Source organism: Pseudoxanthomonas winnipegensis (assembly GCF_004283755.1).
Classification (GTDB): Bacteria; Pseudomonadota; Gammaproteobacteria; order Xanthomonadales; family Xanthomonadaceae; genus Pseudoxanthomonas_A; species Pseudoxanthomonas_A winnipegensis.
Map to the genome: position 1 here is coordinate 138,942 of NZ_SHMH01000003.1, position 16,497 is coordinate 155,438.

The 16,497-nt window shown below is 67.2% G+C and carries 13 protein-coding genes and 1 tRNA gene; all 14 read left to right on the top strand.

Annotation, left to right across the window (positions count from 1 at the left end; genetic code table 11):
* Window positions 1-4 precede the first annotated feature (4 nt).
* The 14 genes from nuoI to pnp all read left to right on the top strand — a co-directional run bounded on the left by nuoI (window position 5) and on the right by pnp (window position 16,089).
* Window positions 5-493, top strand: a complete 489-nt coding sequence (gene nuoI, locus EAT51_RS06910) for an NADH-quinone oxidoreductase subunit NuoI (RefSeq protein WP_130521779.1) — start codon at window positions 5-7, stop codon at window positions 491-493.
* Between the two features lie 7 nt (window positions 494-500).
* Window positions 501-1,160 (top strand): NADH-quinone oxidoreductase subunit J, encoded by a 660-nt coding sequence (locus EAT51_RS06915; RefSeq protein WP_130521778.1) that lies wholly within the window; start codon window positions 501-503, stop codon window positions 1,158-1,160.
* Complete coding sequence (nuoK, locus tag EAT51_RS06920; protein WP_130521777.1) at window positions 1,157-1,462, top strand: NADH-quinone oxidoreductase subunit NuoK; 306 nt, start codon at window positions 1,157-1,159, stop codon at window positions 1,460-1,462. The genes EAT51_RS06915 and nuoK overlap by 4 nt, the downstream gene beginning before the upstream one ends.
* 7 nt (window positions 1,463-1,469) lie before the next feature.
* Window positions 1,470-3,665 (top strand): NADH-quinone oxidoreductase subunit L, encoded by a 2,196-nt coding sequence (gene nuoL, locus EAT51_RS06925; RefSeq protein WP_130521776.1) that lies wholly within the window; start codon window positions 1,470-1,472, stop codon window positions 3,663-3,665.
* Between the two features lie 19 nt (window positions 3,666-3,684).
* Window positions 3,685-5,205, top strand: coding sequence for an NADH-quinone oxidoreductase subunit M (locus tag EAT51_RS06930; RefSeq protein ID WP_130521775.1), 1,521 nt, complete (start codon window positions 3,685-3,687; stop codon window positions 5,203-5,205).
* A gap of 12 nt (window positions 5,206-5,217) precedes the next feature.
* Window positions 5,218-6,687, top strand: coding sequence for an NADH-quinone oxidoreductase subunit NuoN (gene nuoN / locus EAT51_RS06935; protein ID WP_130521774.1), 1,470 nt, complete (start codon window positions 5,218-5,220; stop codon window positions 6,685-6,687).
* A gap of 60 nt (window positions 6,688-6,747) precedes the next feature.
* A tRNA-Met gene (locus tag EAT51_RS06940) sits at window positions 6,748-6,824 on the top strand.
* Window positions 6,825-6,973: 149 nt separating this feature from the next.
* Window positions 6,974-7,537 carry a ribosome maturation factor RimP gene (gene rimP, locus EAT51_RS06945; RefSeq protein WP_130519440.1) on the top strand — a complete coding sequence of 188 codons (564 nt, stop codon included), beginning with the start codon at window positions 6,974-6,976 and terminating at the stop codon, window positions 7,535-7,537.
* Between the two features lie 49 nt (window positions 7,538-7,586).
* On the top strand, window positions 7,587-9,098 hold the full coding sequence (nusA, locus tag EAT51_RS06950) for a transcription termination factor NusA (protein WP_130519442.1): 1,512 nt from the start codon (window positions 7,587-7,589) through the stop codon (window positions 9,096-9,098).
* 95 nt (window positions 9,099-9,193) lie between these two features.
* A complete protein-coding gene (infB, locus tag EAT51_RS06955; RefSeq protein ID WP_165422021.1) occupies window positions 9,194-11,902 on the top strand; it encodes a translation initiation factor IF-2 in 2,709 nt (902 codons plus the stop codon).
* 82 nt (window positions 11,903-11,984) lie between these two features.
* Window positions 11,985-12,359 (top strand): 30S ribosome-binding factor RbfA, encoded by a 375-nt coding sequence (rbfA, locus tag EAT51_RS06960; protein ID WP_165402894.1) that lies wholly within the window; start codon window positions 11,985-11,987, stop codon window positions 12,357-12,359.
* Complete coding sequence (truB, locus tag EAT51_RS06965) at window positions 12,359-13,405, top strand: tRNA pseudouridine(55) synthase TruB (RefSeq protein ID WP_130519448.1); 1,047 nt, start codon at window positions 12,359-12,361, stop codon at window positions 13,403-13,405. The genes rbfA and truB overlap by 1 nt, the downstream gene beginning before the upstream one ends.
* A gap of 160 nt (window positions 13,406-13,565) precedes the next feature.
* Window positions 13,566-13,826 carry a 30S ribosomal protein S15 gene (rpsO, locus tag EAT51_RS06970; protein WP_130519451.1) on the top strand — a complete coding sequence of 87 codons (261 nt, stop codon included), beginning with the start codon at window positions 13,566-13,568 and terminating at the stop codon, window positions 13,824-13,826.
* A 157-nt stretch (window positions 13,827-13,983) separates the two neighbouring features.
* The gene (gene pnp / locus EAT51_RS06975; RefSeq protein ID WP_130519453.1) at window positions 13,984-16,089 is read left to right on the top strand and encodes a polyribonucleotide nucleotidyltransferase; all 2,106 of its coding nucleotides are present in this window, start codon (window positions 13,984-13,986) and stop codon (window positions 16,087-16,089) included.
* Window positions 16,090-16,497: the final 408 nt, after the last annotated feature.

Genomic DNA, 16,497 nt, shown 5'->3' on the forward strand with positions numbered 1-16,497 from the left:
CGACATGAACAAGATCACCCATTACTTCAAGAGCCTGCTGCTGCTCGAACTGCTGCAGGGCCTGTGGCTGACGTTCAAGTACACGTTCAAGCCCAAGTACACGATGATGTACCCGATGGAGAAGTTCCCGCAGTCGCCGCGGTTCCGCGGGCTGCACGCGCTGCGCCGCTATCCCAACGGGGAAGAGCGCTGCATCGCCTGCAAGTTGTGCGAGGCGGTCTGCCCGGCGCTGGCCATCACCATCGACTCGACCAAGCGCGAGGACGGCACTCGCCGCACCACGCGCTACGACATCGACCTGTTCAAGTGCATCTACTGCGGCTTCTGCGAGGAAAGCTGCCCGGTGGACTCCATCGTGGAAACCCACGTGCTGGAGTACCACTTCGAGAACCGTGGCGAGAACGTCGTCACCAAGCCGCAGCTGCTGGCCATCGGCGACCGACTCGAGTCGGAAATCGCCGAACGCCGCGCCGCCGACGCCGCTTTCCGCTGAGGACGAGATGGACTGGATCAACATCAGCTTCTGGATCTTTGCCGCCGTCGCCGCTGTCTCGGGTGCCGCGGTGATCAGCGTGCGCAACCCCGTGCACGCGGTCCTGTTCCTCATCCTGACCTTCTTCAGCGTCGCCTGCGTCTGGCTGCTGGTCGGCGCCGAGTTCCTCGGCGTGGCCCTGATCCTGGTGTACGTCGGTGCGGTGATGGTGCTGTTCCTGTTCGTGGTGATGATGCTGGACATCGACGTGGCCCAGCTGCGCCAGGGCTGGGTCAGGTTCCTGCCGGTCGGCCTGCTGGTGGCCGTGGTCATGCTGGTGCAGATGCTGGTGCTGATCGGGGTCAAGGCCAAGGCCGGCGCCGCGCTGCCGGACAACGCCGCCGCCGCGGCCGCCGAGACCTCCAACATCACCTGGCTGGCGCGTTCGCTGTTCACCGAATTCCTGCTGCCGTTCGAGTTCGCCGCGGTGATCCTGACCGTGGCGGTGATCGCCGCGGTGATGCTGACCCTGCGCAAGCGCGAGGGCGTCAAGACCCAGGACCCGTCCGAACAGACCCGGGTCAAGGCGCGCGACCGCTTCCGCATGGTGCGCATGGAACCCGTGCGCCCGGCGGCGCCGGTCGTCGAAACCCCGGCCCAAGACGGTGCCCAGGAGGCCAAGTCGTGATCACCCTCGGACACTTGCTTGCGCTCGGCGCGGTGCTGTTCTGCATCTCGCTGGCCGGCATCTTCCTCAACCGCAAGAACGTGATCGTGCTGCTGATGTCGATCGAGCTGATGCTGCTGTCGGTCAACATCAACTTCGTGGCCTTCTCGCGCCAGCTGGGCGACACGGCCGGCCAGCTGTTCGTGTTCTTCATCCTCACCGTGGCCGCGGCCGAGGCCGCGATCGGCCTGGCGATCCTGGTCGCGCTGTTCCGCAGCCGGCGCACGATCAACGTGGCCGAAGTCGACTCCCTCAAGGGCTGATGTACTGATGACGGGCCAACTTCTCCTTTCCAAGTCCGTGCTGCTGGCCGTGGTGCTCGCGCCATTGCTGGGCAGCATCATCGCCGGCCTGTTCGGGCGGCAGGTCGGCCGTGCCGGCGCGCATACCGTCACCATCCTGGGCGTGGCCGTCAGCTGCGCGCTGTCGTGCTGGACGCTGTACCAGCTGGTGTGGGGCGGGGCGTCGCCGTTCAACGAGAACCTGTACACCTTCTTCGACGTCGGCAGCTTCCAGGGCCATGTCGGCTTCATGGTCGACCGCCTGACCGCGATGATGATGGTGGTGGTGACCTTCGTCTCGCTGCTGGTGCACGTCTACACCATCGGCTACATGGCCGACGATCCGGGCTACCAGCGCTTCTTCAGCTACATCTCGCTGTTCACCTTCTCGATGTTGATGCTCGTGATGAGCAACAACTTCCTGCAGCTGTTCTTCGGCTGGGAAGCGGTGGGCCTGGTGTCCTACCTGCTGATCGGCTTCTGGTTCAAGCGCCCGACGGCCGTGTTCGCCAACCTCAAGGCCTTCCTGGTCAACCGCGTGGGCGACTTCGGCTTCCTGCTCGGCATCGCCGCGGTGCTGATGGCCTTCCGCACGCTGGACTACGCGACCGTGTTCTCCTACGCGCCGCTGGCCGCCAACGCCAAGCTGGCCCAGGTCTGGCCGCAGGTCGAAGGCCTGCAGCAGGCGTTCGAGTGGATCGGCGGCTGGTCGCTGATGACGGTGATCTGCATCGGGCTGTTCATCGGCGCGATGGGCAAGTCGGCCCAGGTGCCGCTGCACGTGTGGCTGCCCGACTCGATGGAAGGCCCGACCCCGATCTCGGCGCTGATCCACGCCGCCACGATGGTCACCGCGGGCATCTTCATGGTGGCGCGCATGTCGCCGCTGTTCGAGCTGTCGCAGACCGCGCTGAACTTCATCCTGTTCATCGGTGCGACCACGGCCTTCTTCACCGGTCTGATCGGCATCGTGCAGAACGACATCAAGCGCGTGGTCGCGTATTCCACGCTGTCCCAGCTGGGTTACATGACGGTGGCCCTGGGCGTGTCGGCCTACAGCGCCGGCGTGTTCCACCTGATGACCCACGCCTTCTTCAAGGCGCTGCTGTTCCTGGGCGCCGGCTCGGTCATCATCGGCATGCACCACGAGCAGGACATGCGCAAGATGGGCGGCCTGCGCAAGTACATGCCGATCACCTACGTGACCATGATCATCGGCACGCTGGCCCTGGTCGGGACGCCGTTCTTCTCCGGCTTCTATTCCAAGGACACCATCATCGAGGCCGCCGCGCACCACGCGCACGTCTCGCACAACTGGATCGCCACCTACGGCTACTGGGCGGTGCTGGGCGGCGTGCTGATCACCAGCTTCTACAGCTTCCGTCTGCTGTTCCTGACCTTCCACGGCGCCGAGCGCTTCCGCGATGTGGCGCACGGCGATCACGGCCATGGCCATGACCACGCGCATCACGACGCGCACGGCGATGCCGAGCACACCGATGCCGAGGCCCAGGTCCATGGTCATGACGATCACGGCCACCACGGTCCGCACATCCCGCACGAGTCGCCCTGGGTGGTGACCCTGCCGCTGATCCTGCTGGCCATCCCCTCGGTGCTGATCGGCTTCTTCACCATCGGTCCGATGCTGTTCGGCACCGACTGGGCCGGCCACCACGCCGAAGGCGGCGTGCCGGGCCAGGCCGTGAAGTTCTTCACCGGCATCATCGATTTCTACGATCCCGCGCGCGACACCGTCGGCGCGCTGGCCGAGGAGTTCCATGGTCCGGTGGCCTTCGCGCTGCACGGCTTCCTGGGCGTGCCGTTCTGGCTGACCCTGGCCGGCTTCGCCCTGGCCGCGGTGCTGTACCTGGTGCTCTCGCCGGAATGGCCGGCCAAGCTGCGCCAGCGCTTCTCCGGTCTGGTCAAGATCCTGGAGGCCAAGTACGGCTTTGACATCCTGTGGATCGACGGCTTCGCCGGCGGCGGTCTGCAGCTGGGCAGGATCTCGCGCTGGATCGACACCCGCATCATCGATGGCGTCTTCGTCAACGGCAGCGCTCGCGTGGTCGAGCTGGCCTCGCAGCTGCTGCGCCGCACCCAATCCGGTTTCCTCTACCACTATGCGTTCGCCATGATCATCGGCCTGGTTGCACTGCTGGCCGTCGTGTCTTGGGCCTGGCGCTGATCTGTACGGATACGAACACGTGTCGAACTTGCTGAGCATTCTGATCTGGCTGCCGATCCTCGGCGGTGCCCTGGCACTGGCGATGGGCACCGGCCGCGCCCAGGCCGCCCGCTGGCTGGCGCTGGTCGTGGCCCTGCTGACCTTCCTGGCGAGCCTGCCGCTGCTGATCCACTTCCAGTGGGGCAGTGCGGACATGCAGTTCGTCGAGAAGCACGCCTGGGTGCCGGCCTTCGACATCTGGTACGCCCTGGGCGCCGACGGCATCTCGGTCTCGCTGATCGTGCTGACCACGCTGACCACGGTGCTGGCGCTGATCGGCGCCTGGACGGCGGTGGACAAGCGCGTCAACCAGTACGTGGCCGCCTTCCTGATGCTCGAGGGCATGATGGTCGGCGTGTTCTGCGCCACCGACGCGATGCTGTTCTACGTGTTCTTCGAGGCGATGCTGATCCCGATGTTCCTGATCATCGGTGTCTGGGGCGGCCCGCGCCGCATCTACGCCTCGGTCAAGTTCTTCCTGTACACCTTCCTCGGCTCGGTGCTGATGCTGGTCGGCCTGGTCTACCTGTACATCAAGGGTGGCCAGCTGGGTCATGCCAGCTTCCAGTTCGCCGACCTGTACGTGCTGCCGCTGACCGCCAAGGAGCAGACCTGGCTGTTCTTCGCCTTCCTGATCGCCTTCGCGGTCAAGGTGCCGATGTTCCCGGTCCACACCTGGCTGCCGGACGCGCACGTGGAGGCGCCGACCGCCGGTTCGGTGATCCTGGCGGCGATCATGCTGAAGATCGGTGGCTACGGCTTCCTGCGCTTCTCGCTGCCCATCACGCCCGATGCGGCGCACGAGTGGGGCACGCTGGTCATCGTGCTGTCGCTGATCGGCGTGGTCTACGTCGGCCTGGTGGCGCTGGTCCAGGAGGACATGAAGAAGCTGATCGCCTATTCGTCGGTCTCGCACATGGGCTTCGTGACCCTGGGCACCTTCATCGCCTCGGGCCTGCTGCGCGACTACGACAACGTCGATGCGGCGCGCCTGGGCCTGCAGGGCGCGATGGTGCAGATGATCTCGCACGGCTTCGTCTCCGGCGCGATGTTCTCCTGCGTAGGCGTGGTCTACGACCGCATGCACACGCGCATGATCAAGGACTACGGCGGCGTGGCCAATGTGATGCCGTGGTTCGCGGTGTTCTTCGTGTTCTTCGGCATGGCCAACTCCGGCCTGCCGGGCACCAGCGGCTTCGTCGGCGAGTTCATGGTCATCCTGGCCAGCTTCCAGAAGCATCCCTACATCGCCTTCATCGCCGCGCTGACCCTGATCATCGGCGCCGGCTACACGCTGTGGCTGGTCAAGCGCGTGCTGTACGGCGAGGTCGCCAACAGCCACGTGGCCGAGCTGACCGACATCAACTGGCGCGAGGCGCTGGTGCTGGGGGTGTTCGCGGCCGGCACGCTGGCGCTGGGTGTCTATCCCAAGCCGCTGACCGACCTGCTGGAACCTTCGATCGCGCAACTGGCGATGCAGCTCGCCACCAGCAAGCTGTAAGGACTTCACGCCATGGCCGCTCCAATGCTTCCTTCCGCCCCCGTCACCGACCTGTTGCCGATCATCCCGGAACTGGTCGTCGTCGCCGGCGCCTTCGCGCTGCTGATCCTGGACGTGTTCCTGGACGCGCGCCGCCGCGCCATCACCCATGGCCTGACCCTGCTGGTGCTGGCGGTGACCTTCGTCCTGCTGGTCAGCCACAGCGGTGTGGACCTCTCGCAGGGCCCGGCCCACGTCTTCCACGGCATGTTCGTGCGCGATGCCCTGGCCGATGTGACCAAGGCCGCGATCGTGCTGGTCTCGGGCCTGTCGCTGATCTACGGCTGGCCTTACCTGCGCGAGCGCAATCTCTATCCGGGCGAGCTGCCGGTGCTGGTGCTGTTCGCCACCGCCGGCATGATGATGCTGGTCTCGGCCGGCAGCCTGGTCATGGTCTACCTGGGCCTGGAGCTGCTGTCGCTGTGCTCGTACGCGATGGTCGGCATGAACCGCGACAACGGCCTGTCCACCGAAGCGGCGATGAAGTACATCGTGCTCGGCTCGATCGCCTCGGGTCTGCTGCTGTACGGCATGTCGTTGGTGTACGGCGCCACCGGTTCGCTGGACCTGGCCCAGATCAACGGCGCGATCGCCGGCATCACCGATCGCCCGATGCTGCTGACCGGCATGGTGTTCATGGTCTGCGGCATCGCCTTCAAGCTGGGCGCCGCGCCGTTCCACATGTGGCTGCCTGACGTCTACCAGGGCGCGCCGACTCCGATCACGCTATTCATCAGCTCCGGCCCCAAGCTGGCGGCCTTCGCCATGGCCTATCGCGTGCTGGAGCAGGGCGTGGGCCCGACCCAGCCGCAGTGGCATCTGCTGATGGCCGCCCTGGCGACGCTGTCGCTGGTGATCGGCAACGTGGTGGCCATCGCCCAGACCAACCTCAAGCGCATGCTGGCGTATTCGACCGTGTCGCACGTGGGCTTCCTGATCCTAGGCCTGGCCGGCGGCGGCGCGGAAGGCTATGCGGCGGCACTGTTCTACGGCATCGCTTATGCGCTGATGTCGGCGGCCTCGTTCGGCGCGATCCTGGTGCTCTCGCGCGCCGGCTTCGAGGCCGACACGATCGATGACTTCAAGGGCCTGAGCGCGCGCAGTCCGTGGATGGCCGGCATGGTGCTGTGCGTGATGGCCTCGCTGGCCGGCGTGCCGCCGTTCCTGGGCTTCTGGGCCAAGCTAGTGGTGCTGCGCGCCGCGGTCAACGGCGACCTGATGTGGCTGGCGCTGGTAGGCGTGGTGTGCGCGGTGATCGGCGCGTTCTACTACCTGCGCGTGATCAAGGTGATGTATTTCGATGAGCCGGTGGGTTCCCTTCCGATGCCGCGTTCAGGTAAACTGGTCCCCGTGGTGTTTGGTGTCAATGCACTGGGTCTGCTGGTGCTGGGAATCGCCTGGAATCCGGTGATGACCTGGTGCAAAGCCGCTTTCGGCATTTGATACAAAAGAAGTTTCAGGGCTTGCATAAATCCCGCTGATTCTTCATAATTCCGCTTCTGCTGCGGGGTGGAGCAGTCTGGCAGCTCGTCGGGCTCATAACCCGAAGGTCGCAGGTTCAAATCCTGCCCCCGCTACCAAGTTTCCGGCATCGAAGTCCGCTTCGATCGCCAGGAGCCTGGGCTCGTAGAAACGCTTGTTCCCGTTTCTACATCCAGCGTCATCGGAAAAGGGCCCATTGGGCCCTTTTCCGTTTCTGAAAAACGCATTACGACGAGACTTCCGCCACGTGAGCGACAAGGCCACCGAGATCGCACAGCTGCTGCAGCCCACCGTTCAGGCCTTGGGCCTCGAGCTGCTGGGCGTGGAATACCTGCCGGCCACCGGCAACGCCACGCTGCGCCTGTACATCGACGTGCTCGAGGCCGAGCGCGAGACGCGCGTGGTCAACATCGACGACTGCGAGGCGGTCAGCCGCGAGGTCTCGGCCCAGTTGGACGTGGAGGACCCGATCAGCGGCAACTACACGCTCGAAGTGTCCTCGCCCGGCGTGGACCGTCCGCTGTTCACCGCGGCGCAGTTCGCGCGCTTCATCGGCGAGGAGGCCAAGGTCGTGCTGAAGCTGCCGCAGGACGGACGCCGCCGGCTGCAGGGCCGCATCGTGGCGGTCGAGGGCGAGGCGATCACGCTGGCCTTCGACAACCAGCAGATGACCATCGCCGGCGACAACCTGGACAAGGCCCGGCTGATGCCCGACTGGGTCGCGCTGGGCCTGGCGCCGCAGCCGAAGAAGAAAGACGTGGGTGCCGGCAAGGGCAAGAAGAAGCCTGCCGCGCCCAAGCAAGTGCATTGATACCAACCCAACCCAACGACGGCCCGCGTGGTCGCGCTCGGAGTGATAGATGAGTAAGGAATTGTTGCTGGTGGTGGATGCGGTCGCCAACGAAAAAGGCGTGCCGCGTGAGGTGATCTTCGAGGCCATTGAGGCCGCGTTGGCGTCCGCCGCCAAGAAGCGCTATCCCGACCAGGACGTGCTGGTACGCGTGTCCATCGACCAGAAGGACGGCACCTACGAGACCTTCCGCCGCTGGGAAGTGGTGGCCGACGATGTGGTCATGGAGTCGCCCGATCGCCAGATCCGCCTGATGGACGCGGTCGACGAGGCCGAAGGCGTCGAGGTGGGCGACTACATCGAGGAGCAGATCGAGAACCCCGATTTCGGCCGCATCGCCGCCCAGGCCGCCAAGCAGGTCATCGTGCAGCGCGTGCGCGAGGCCGAGCGCGCGCAGGTGGTCGATGCGTGGAAGGATCGCGTCGGCGAGCTGGTCACCGGCATCGTCAAGCGCGCCGAGCGCGGCAACATCTACGTGGACCTGGGCGGCAACGCCGAGGCCTTCATCGCCAAGGACAAGGGCATCCCGCGCGACGTGCTGCGCGCCGGCGACCGTGTGCGCGGCTACCTGTTCGACGTGCGTTCCGAGCCGCGTGGCCCGCAGCTGTTCATCAGCCGCGCCGCGCCGGAATTCATGATGGAGCTGTTCAAGCTGGAAGTGCCGGAAGTGGGCCAGGGCCTGGTCGAGATCAAGGCCTGCGCGCGCGATCCGGGCGACCGCGCCAAGATCGCCGTGCTGGCCCACGACACCCGCACCGATCCGATCGGCGCGTGCATCGGCATGCGCGGTTCGCGCGTGCAGGCGGTGAGCAACGAGCTCAACGGCGAGCGCGTGGACATCGTGCTGTGGAACGACAACCCGGCCAACTTCGTCATCAACGCGATGGCGCCGGCCGAGGTCCAGTCGATCATCGTCGACGAGGACCGCCATTCGATGGATCTGGCCGTGGCCGAGGACCGCCTGGCCCAGGCCATCGGCAAGGGCGGCCAGAACGTGCGCCTGGCCAGCCGCCTGACCGGCTGGCAGCTCAACGTGATGACCCAGGACCAGGTCGCGGCCAAGTCCGAGGCCGAGCAGGGCGTGGCCCGCCAGCTGTTCATGGACAAGCTGGAAGTGGACGAGGAGATCGCGCAGATCCTGGTCGCCGAAGGGTTCAGCACGGTCGAGGAAATCGCCTACGTGCCGGTCGGCGAGCTGCTGGCGGTGGAGGGCTTCGACGAGGACATCGTCGAGGAACTGCGCGCCCGCGCCCGCGACGCGCTGCTCAACGAGGCGCTGGCCGCCGAGGAGAGCGCCGAGGGCGACGGCCCGTCGGCCGACCTGCTGGCCCTGGACGGCATGGACGAGGCCACCGCCTACGCCCTGGCCTCGCACGGAGTGCGGACCAGCGAGGACCTGTCGGACCTGGCGGCCGATGAGGTGATGGAGTTCGGCATCGAGGGCATGGACGAGGCCCACGCCGCCGCGCTGATCCTGGCCGCCCGCGCCGAGGAGATCGCCCGCCTGGAGCGTGGCGAATGAGCCGGCCATGAACATCGCCCTGAATCCTTCAGGGTTTAGAATTCGCGTTTCCCTTGCTCTGGGCGAGGGGGCGCCAACCAGATCATAGGATCCGAATGTCGCAGCAAACCACCATCCGCAAGCTCGCCGAACTGGTCAACACGCCGGTCGAAAAACTGATCGAACAGCTGGCCGAGGCCGGCATGAAGTTCAGTGGCCCCGACCAGGAAGTGTCCAGCACCGAAAAGATGAAGCTGCTCGGCTTCCTGCGTCGCACCCACGGCAAGGCCGACGGTGAGACCGAGGAGGCCGCGGCCTCGCGGAAGATCACCCTGGCACGCCGCAAGGTGCAGGAAGTGACGGTCAAGTCCGGCCGCAGCAACTCCACCGTGGCCGTGGAGGTGCGCCAGAAGCGCACCTACGTCAAGCCGACCGAGGCCCAGGCCAGCGAGGCGCGCCGCGCCGGCAGCGCCGCGGCCGCCAACGGCGGCGACGAGCGCGCCGAGATCCTGCGCAAGCTGGAAGAATCGCGCCAGCGCAACCTGGCCGAACAGCAGCGTCTGGCCGAGGTCGACCGCGCGCGCGCCGAGGAAATCGAGCGCAAGCGCCAGGAAGAGCTCGCCGCGCGCGCCGCCGCAGAGGCCGAGGCCCGCGCCGAGGCGCAGTCCGAGGACGAGGAGGCGGTCGCCGAGGAACCGGCGGCGCCGTCGGCCCCGCCGGCGCGCACGCCTATCGACGAGCGTAACGGCCCGATCGCCGGCATGTCCTCGATCCGCGTCCCGGCCAAGCCTGCCGCCCCGCGCAGCACGCCGGCCCCGGCGCGCAAGGAGCCCGAGCGTGGCGCCGGCGCGGCCGCGGCCAAGCACAAGACCCGCGGCTCGCACGCGATGGTCGCCGGCGTTGAGGACGACGACAGCACCCAGCGCTTCGCCGGGCAGCTGCACCTGTCGGCCGCCGACCGCGCCCGTCGTGGCGCCGCGCGCGGCAAGCCCAAGGCGCGTCGCCAGCTCGAGCAGAGCCGCGGCGGTTCGGGCAGCCACCAGTTCGAGCGTCCGACCGCGCCGGTCGTGCGCGAAGTGGCCATCGGCGATGCGATCAGCGTCGGCGACCTGGCTTCGAGGCTCGCGCTCAAGGGCGGCGATGTGGTCAAGGCGCTGTTCAAGATGGGCGTGATGGCCACCATCACCCAGACCATCGACCACGACACCGCCGCGCTGGTCACCGAGGAACTGGGCCACAAGGTGGTCAAGGCCAATACCGATTCGGCCGAGGACGCGCTGCTGGCCCACACCGAGGAAGTGCAGGGCGATCAGGCCCCGCGTCCGCCGGTGGTCACCATCATGGGCCACGTCGACCACGGCAAGACCTCGCTGCTGGACTACATCCGCCGCACCAAGGTCGCCACCGGCGAGGCCGGCGGCATCACCCAGCATATCGGCGCCTACCACGTCGAGACCGCCAACGGCGTCATCAGCTTCCTGGATACCCCGGGCCATGCGGCGTTCACCGCCATGCGTGCGCGCGGCGCCAAGCTGACCGACATCGTGGTCCTGGTCGTGGCCGCCGACGATGGCGTGATGCCGCAGACGATCGAGTCGGTGCAGCAGGCCAAGGCGGCCGGCGTGCCGCTGATCGTGGCGATCAACAAGATGGACAAGTCCGACGCCGACCCGCTGCGCGTGAAGAACGAGCTGCTGGCCCACGACGTGGTCGCCGAGGAATTCGGCGGCGACACCCAGTTCATCGAGCTGTCGGCCAAGACCGGCCAGGGCGTGGATGCGCTGCTGGATGCGATCAGCCTGCAGGCCGAGGTGCTGGAACTGCGCGCCGTGCCCGAGGGCCGCGCCACCGGTACGGTCATCGAGTCCTCGCTGGACAAGGGCCGTGGCCCGGTCGCCACCGTGCTGGTCCAGCAGGGCCTGCTCAAGAAGGGCGACTACCTGGTCTGCGGCATCCAGTACGGCCGCGTGCGCGCGCTGTTCGACGAGACCGGCGGCCAGCCGGCCTCGGCCGGCCCGTCGATCCCGGTGCAGGTCCTGGGCCTGTCCGGCGTGCCCGATGCGGGCGACGACTTCGTGGTCGTCGACGACGAGCGCCTGGCCAAGGACGTGGCCCAGCAGCGCGATGCCAAGCGCCGCGAGTCGCGCCTGGTGGCCTCGGCCGGCAGCCGCATGGAAGACATCATGGCCCAGCTGGGCAAGGGCGAGGGCCAGCTGAGCCTCAACCTGATCGTCAAGGCCGACGTGCAGGGTTCGGTGGAAGCGCTGCGCCATTCGCTGGTGGCGCTGTCCAACGAAGACATCCGCATCAACATCATCAGCTCCGGCGTGGGCGGCATCACCGAGTCGGACGCCAACTCGGCGGTCGCCTCCAAGGCCACGATCATCGGCTTCAACGTGCGTGCCGACGCCTCGGCCCGCCGCATCGTCGAAGCCAATGGCGTGGACATGCGCTACTTCTCGATCATCTATGACGTGATCGACCAGGTGAAGCAGGTGGCGTCCGGTCTGCTGGGCGTGGAGATCCGCGAGGAGATCATCGGTATCGCCCAAGTGCGCGACGTGTTCCGCAGCTCCAAGTTCGGCGCGGTGGCCGGCTGTATGGTCATCGAGGGCGTGGTCAAGCGCTCCAAGCCGATCCGCGTGCTGCGCGACAACACGGTCATCTTCGAGGGCGAGCTGGAATCGCTGCGCCGCTTCAAGGAGAACGTGGACGAAGTGCGCAACGGCACCGAGTGCGGCATCGGCGTGAAGGCCTACAACGACGTCAAGGCCGGCGACCAGATCGAGTGCTTCGAGCGCATCGAGGTGCAGCGCACGCTGTGATCGCGCCCGTCTGCGCCGCGGCGGTTCCTTCCAGGAATCGCCGCCGGCGCAGGCGCCGTGATCGCCGCATCGCTCGATTGCCATGCCGACCAAATCCTTCCATCGCACCGACCGCGTCTCCGCCCAGCTCCGCCGCGAGCTGGGCACGCTGGTGCACGAAGCCGTGCGCGAGCACGGCCTGCCGTCGGTCAGCGTGTCCGACGTCGAAGTCACCCGCGACCTGGCTCACGCCAAGGTGTTCGTCACCGCCCTGATGCCCGAGCGCTCCACCGAGGCGGTCAAGGGCCTGAAGGAACTGGCGCCGCAGATCCGCTACGCCCTGGCGCGTGCGGTGAAGATGCGCCACGTGCCTGAACTGCATTTCCACTACGACGATTCGGTCGACCGCGGCGAGCGCATCGAGACGCTGCTGCGCGAGAATCCGCTGCCGCCCGAATCCGGATCCGACCAGGACTGATGACCGCCACCGACGCCGCCGCGATGCCGGACGCCGACGGTGCCGGACGCGGCGGTTCGGCGCGCGCCGACCAGCCGCGCGGCAAGCGCCCGCAGCGCCCGCGCACCAAGTTCCGCCGCGTCGACGGCATCCTGCTGCTGGACAAGCCCGGCGGCATGAGCTCCAACCAGGCCCTGCAGCGGGCCCGGCACCTGTTCGGCGCGGAGAAGGGCGGCCATACCGGCGCGCTCGATCCGCTGGCCACCGGCCTGATGCCGCTGTGCTTCGGCGAGGCGACCAAGATCGCCGGCAGCCTGCTGGGTTCCGCCAAGGCCTACGACACCGTGGCCCGGCTGGGCCAGGTCACCGACACCGACGATGCCGAAGGCCAGGTGCTGCGCGAGCGGCCGGTCCAGGCCTATCCGATCGACCGCCTCGATGCGGCCCTGCGCGCGCTGACCGGGCACCTGCAGCAGCGCCCGCCGATCTATTCGGCGCTCAAGCGCGGCGGTGAGCCGCTGTACGCCAAGGCCCGGCGCGGCGAGGTGGTGGAGGTCGAGACTCGCCCGGTCTACGTGCGCGCCTTCGAACTGCAGTCGGCCGCCGACCTGCTCGACGCCGGCCAGCCGCTGCTGCGGCTGCATGTCGAATGCGGCTCGGGCACCTATGTGCGCAGCCTGGTGCGCGACCTCGGCGAGGCGCTGGGCTGCGGCGCGCACGTGGCCCAGCTGCGCCGGCTGTGGGTCGACCCGTTCCGCGAGCCGCGCATGTGGACCCTGGAGCAGCTCGAGGCCCTGGCCGAGCGCGATCCGCGCAGCCTGCAGGCCTGCCTGCTGCCCGTCGAGGCCGGCATGGTCGGCCTGCCGCGCATCGACCTGACCGACGAGGCCGCCGCGCGCCTGCGGCAGGGCCAGCGCCTGACCGGCGTGCCCGGCCCGGCCGGGACCGTGGCCGTGTTCGCCGAGTCCGGCCAGGTGCTGGGAATGGGACAGCTGTCCAAGGATGGGCTGCTTTCGCCCCAGCGACTGTTCAACTGGCCGACCGACGGCGCGGTGTCACCGGCCTGAAACCTTGTGCCACCGGGTGCTGGCCCCTACAATACCGCGGCCTTTTCAGGCCCTTGGCCGATCCCGGCCTTCACTCACCATTGCAAGCGGCGGACCAGGCGGTGCGCGCGGAGGACAGCCCGCGTTCCTGCAGGTCGCGCATCAACCAAGAGAAATCGACATGTCCATCGACACCCAGAAAGTCATTGAAGACAACAAGCGCGGCGCCAACGACACCGGCTCGCCGGAAGTCCAGGTCGCCCTGCTGACCGCCCGCATCGAGATGCTGACCGAGCACTTCAAGACCCACAAGAAGGATCACCACAGCCGTCGCGGCCTGCTGCAACTGGTCAACCGCCGCCGCAGCCTGCTCGACTACCTGCACCGCAAGGATGCCCCGCGTTACAAGGCCCTGATCGAGAAGCTGGGCCTGCGTCGCTAAAACCAGATGACCGACCGCGGCGCAGTGATGCGCCGCGGTTCGTTTTTTCCGGCGTCGGAAAAAGATGCACTGCAACATGGCCGCATACGGTGGCCGCCCGGGCACGGCAGGGGCCGTCGACCGGGACAACCAGATTCGAGACTCTTAGGAAACCCACGTGGCAAAAATCACCAAGACCTTCCAGTACGGCAAACACACCGTCACCCTCGAGACCGGCGAGATCGCCCGTCAGGCCAGCGGTGCCGTCATCGTCAAGATGGACGACACCGTACTGCTGGTCAGCGCCGTCGCCGCCAAGAGCGCGCGCGAGGGCCAGGACTTCTTCCCGCTGACGGTGGACTACCAGGAGAAGTTCTACGCCGGCGGCCGCATCCCCGGTGGCTTCTTCAAGCGCGAAGGCCGCGCCACGGAGAAGGAGACGCTGATCTCGCGCCTGATCGACCGGCCGATCCGTCCGCTGTTCCCCGAGGACTACAAGAACGAAGTCCAGATCATCGCCACGGTGATGTCGCTGAACCCGGAGATCGACGGCGACATCGCCGCCCTGATCGGCGCCTCGGCCGCGCTGTCGCTGGCCGGCACCCCGTTCAAGGGTCCGATCGGCGCCGCCAAGGTCGGCTACAAGAATGGTGAGTACATCCTCAACCCGACCGTATCGGAGCTGAAGGACTCGCAGCTGGAGCTGGTCGTGGCCGGTACCGCCAACGCGGTGCTGATGGTCGAGTCCGAGGCCGCGCTGCTGTCCGAGGAAGTGATGCTGGGCGCGGTGACCTTCGGCCATCGCGAGATGCAGAAGGTGATCAACGCGATCAACGAGCTGACCGTCGAAGCCGGCACCAAGCCTTCCAGCTGGGTCGCCCCGGCCAAGAACGAGGCGCTGATCTCGGCGCTGAAGGAAGCCGTGGGCAGCAAGCTGGCCGAGGCCTTCCAGGTGCGCGACAAGCTGCAGCGCCGCGACGCCATCGCCGCGATCAAGAAGGACGTCATCGAAGCCCTGGCCGGCCGTGTCGAGGCCGAAGGCTGGGACAAGGCCGAGCTGTCCAAGGAGTTCGGCGAGCTCGAGTACCGCACCATGCGCGACTCGGTGCTGGACACCAAGATCCGCATCGACGGCCGCGCGCTGGATACGGTGCGCCCGATCTCCGTGCAGGCCGGCGTGCTGCCGCGCACCCACGGCTCGGCGCTGTTCACCCGCGGCGAGACCCAGGCGATCGTGGTCACCACGCTGGGCACCGCCCGCGATGGCCAGGTGATCGACGCGGTCAGCGGCGAGTACAAGGACAACTTCCTGTTCCATTACAACTTCCCGCCGTACTCGGTGGGCGAGTGCGGCCGCTTCGGCGCGCCGAAGCGTCGCGAGATCGGCCACGGCCGTCTGGCCAAGCGCGGCGTGCTGGCCGTGATGCCGACCCTGGAAGAGTTCCCGTACACCATCCGCGTGGTCTCGGAGATCACCGAGTCCAACGGCTCCTCGTCGATGGCCTCGGTGTGCGGCTCGTCGCTGGCGCTGATGGACGCCGGCGTGCCGGTCAAGGCGCCGGTGGCCGGTATCGCGATGGGCCTGGTGAAGGAGGACGACCGCTTCGTGGTGCTGTCCGACATCCTGGGCGACGAGGATCACCTGGGCGACATGGACTTCAAGGTCGCCGGTACCTCCGAGGGCGTGTCCGCGCTGCAGATGGACATCAAGATCGAGGGCATCACCGAAGAGATCATGAAGCAGGCGCTGGAGCAGGCCAAGGCCGGCCGTCTGCACATCCTCGGCGAGATGTCCAAGGCCCTGACCAGCCCGCGCGCCGAGCTGTCGGACTACGCGCCGCGCCTGATCACCATCAAGATCCACCCCGACAAGATCCGCGAAGTGATCGGCAAGGGCGGTTCGGTCATCCAGGCGATCACCAAGGAGACCGGCACGCAGATCGACATCCAGGACGACGGCACGATCACCATCGCCTCGGTCAACGGCGCTGCCGGCCAGGCCGCCAAGTCGCGCATCGAGCAGATCACCTCGGACATCGAGCCGGGCCGCATCTACGAGGGCAAGGTCGCCAAGCTGATGGACTTCGGCGCGTTCGTGACCATCGCCCCGGGCAAGGATGGTCTGGTGCACGTCTCGCAGATTTCCTCCGAGCGCGTGGAGAAGGTCTCCGACAAGCTCAAGGAAGGCGACGTGGTCAAGGTCAAGGTGCTGGAAGTGGACAAGCAGGGCCGCATCCGCCTGTCCATGAAGGCCGTGGAAGAAGGCGAGGGCGTGACCGAGTAATCGGTTGGCTAATCGCTTGACTAGAGAAAGGCGGGCTTTGGCCCGCCTTTTTCTTTGGAGGTGTTTCCCGCTTGATCGAGGGATTGTGGCGCGTGGGCCGTCGTGGGCTTCGGAGGGGCAGCGTTCCGGCGGGCTGGGGCCGCTTTTCCCTCAATCAGGGCATCCTGCCCTGATTTAAGGCGCTCGGCTTCCTGCCTCGCGAGGCGCGGCCCCCGCCCGCCGGAACGCTGCCTCACGCGTCAGGTCACAGGACTTCGGTTTGAGCCCCCTCCCTTGCGCGCAGCGCAGGGGAGGGATGGGGAGGGGTGCTCTTGCTTCGGTGACTTGACCGGGAAAGCCCCGACCCCACCCCGGCCCTCCCCTTCGCCTGCGGCGAAAGGGAGGGGGAAGGGCGCTTGCTCGCCGCTT

What these genes read in the sequence shown, in the direction of transcription:
- nuoI (WP_130521779.1), top strand. Translation starts at nt 5, where the DNA reads ATGAACAAGATCACCCATTACTTCAAGAGCCTGCTGCTGCTCGAACTG.
- EAT51_RS06915 (WP_130521778.1), top strand. Translation starts at nt 501, where the DNA reads ATGGACTGGATCAACATCAGCTTCTGGATCTTTGCCGCCGTCGCCGCT.
- nuoL (WP_130521776.1), top strand. Translation starts at nt 1,470, where the DNA reads ATGACGGGCCAACTTCTCCTTTCCAAGTCCGTGCTGCTGGCCGTGGTG.
- nuoN (WP_130521774.1), top strand. Translation starts at nt 5,218, where the DNA reads ATGGCCGCTCCAATGCTTCCTTCCGCCCCCGTCACCGACCTGTTGCCG.
- nusA (WP_130519442.1), top strand. Translation starts at nt 7,587, where the DNA reads ATGAGTAAGGAATTGTTGCTGGTGGTGGATGCGGTCGCCAACGAAAAA.
- infB (WP_165422021.1), top strand. Translation starts at nt 9,194, where the DNA reads ATGTCGCAGCAAACCACCATCCGCAAGCTCGCCGAACTGGTCAACACG.
- rbfA (WP_165402894.1), top strand. Translation starts at nt 11,985, where the DNA reads ATGCCGACCAAATCCTTCCATCGCACCGACCGCGTCTCCGCCCAGCTC.
- truB (WP_130519448.1), top strand. Translation starts at nt 12,359, where the DNA reads ATGACCGCCACCGACGCCGCCGCGATGCCGGACGCCGACGGTGCCGGA.
- rpsO (WP_130519451.1), top strand. Translation starts at nt 13,566, where the DNA reads ATGTCCATCGACACCCAGAAAGTCATTGAAGACAACAAGCGCGGCGCC.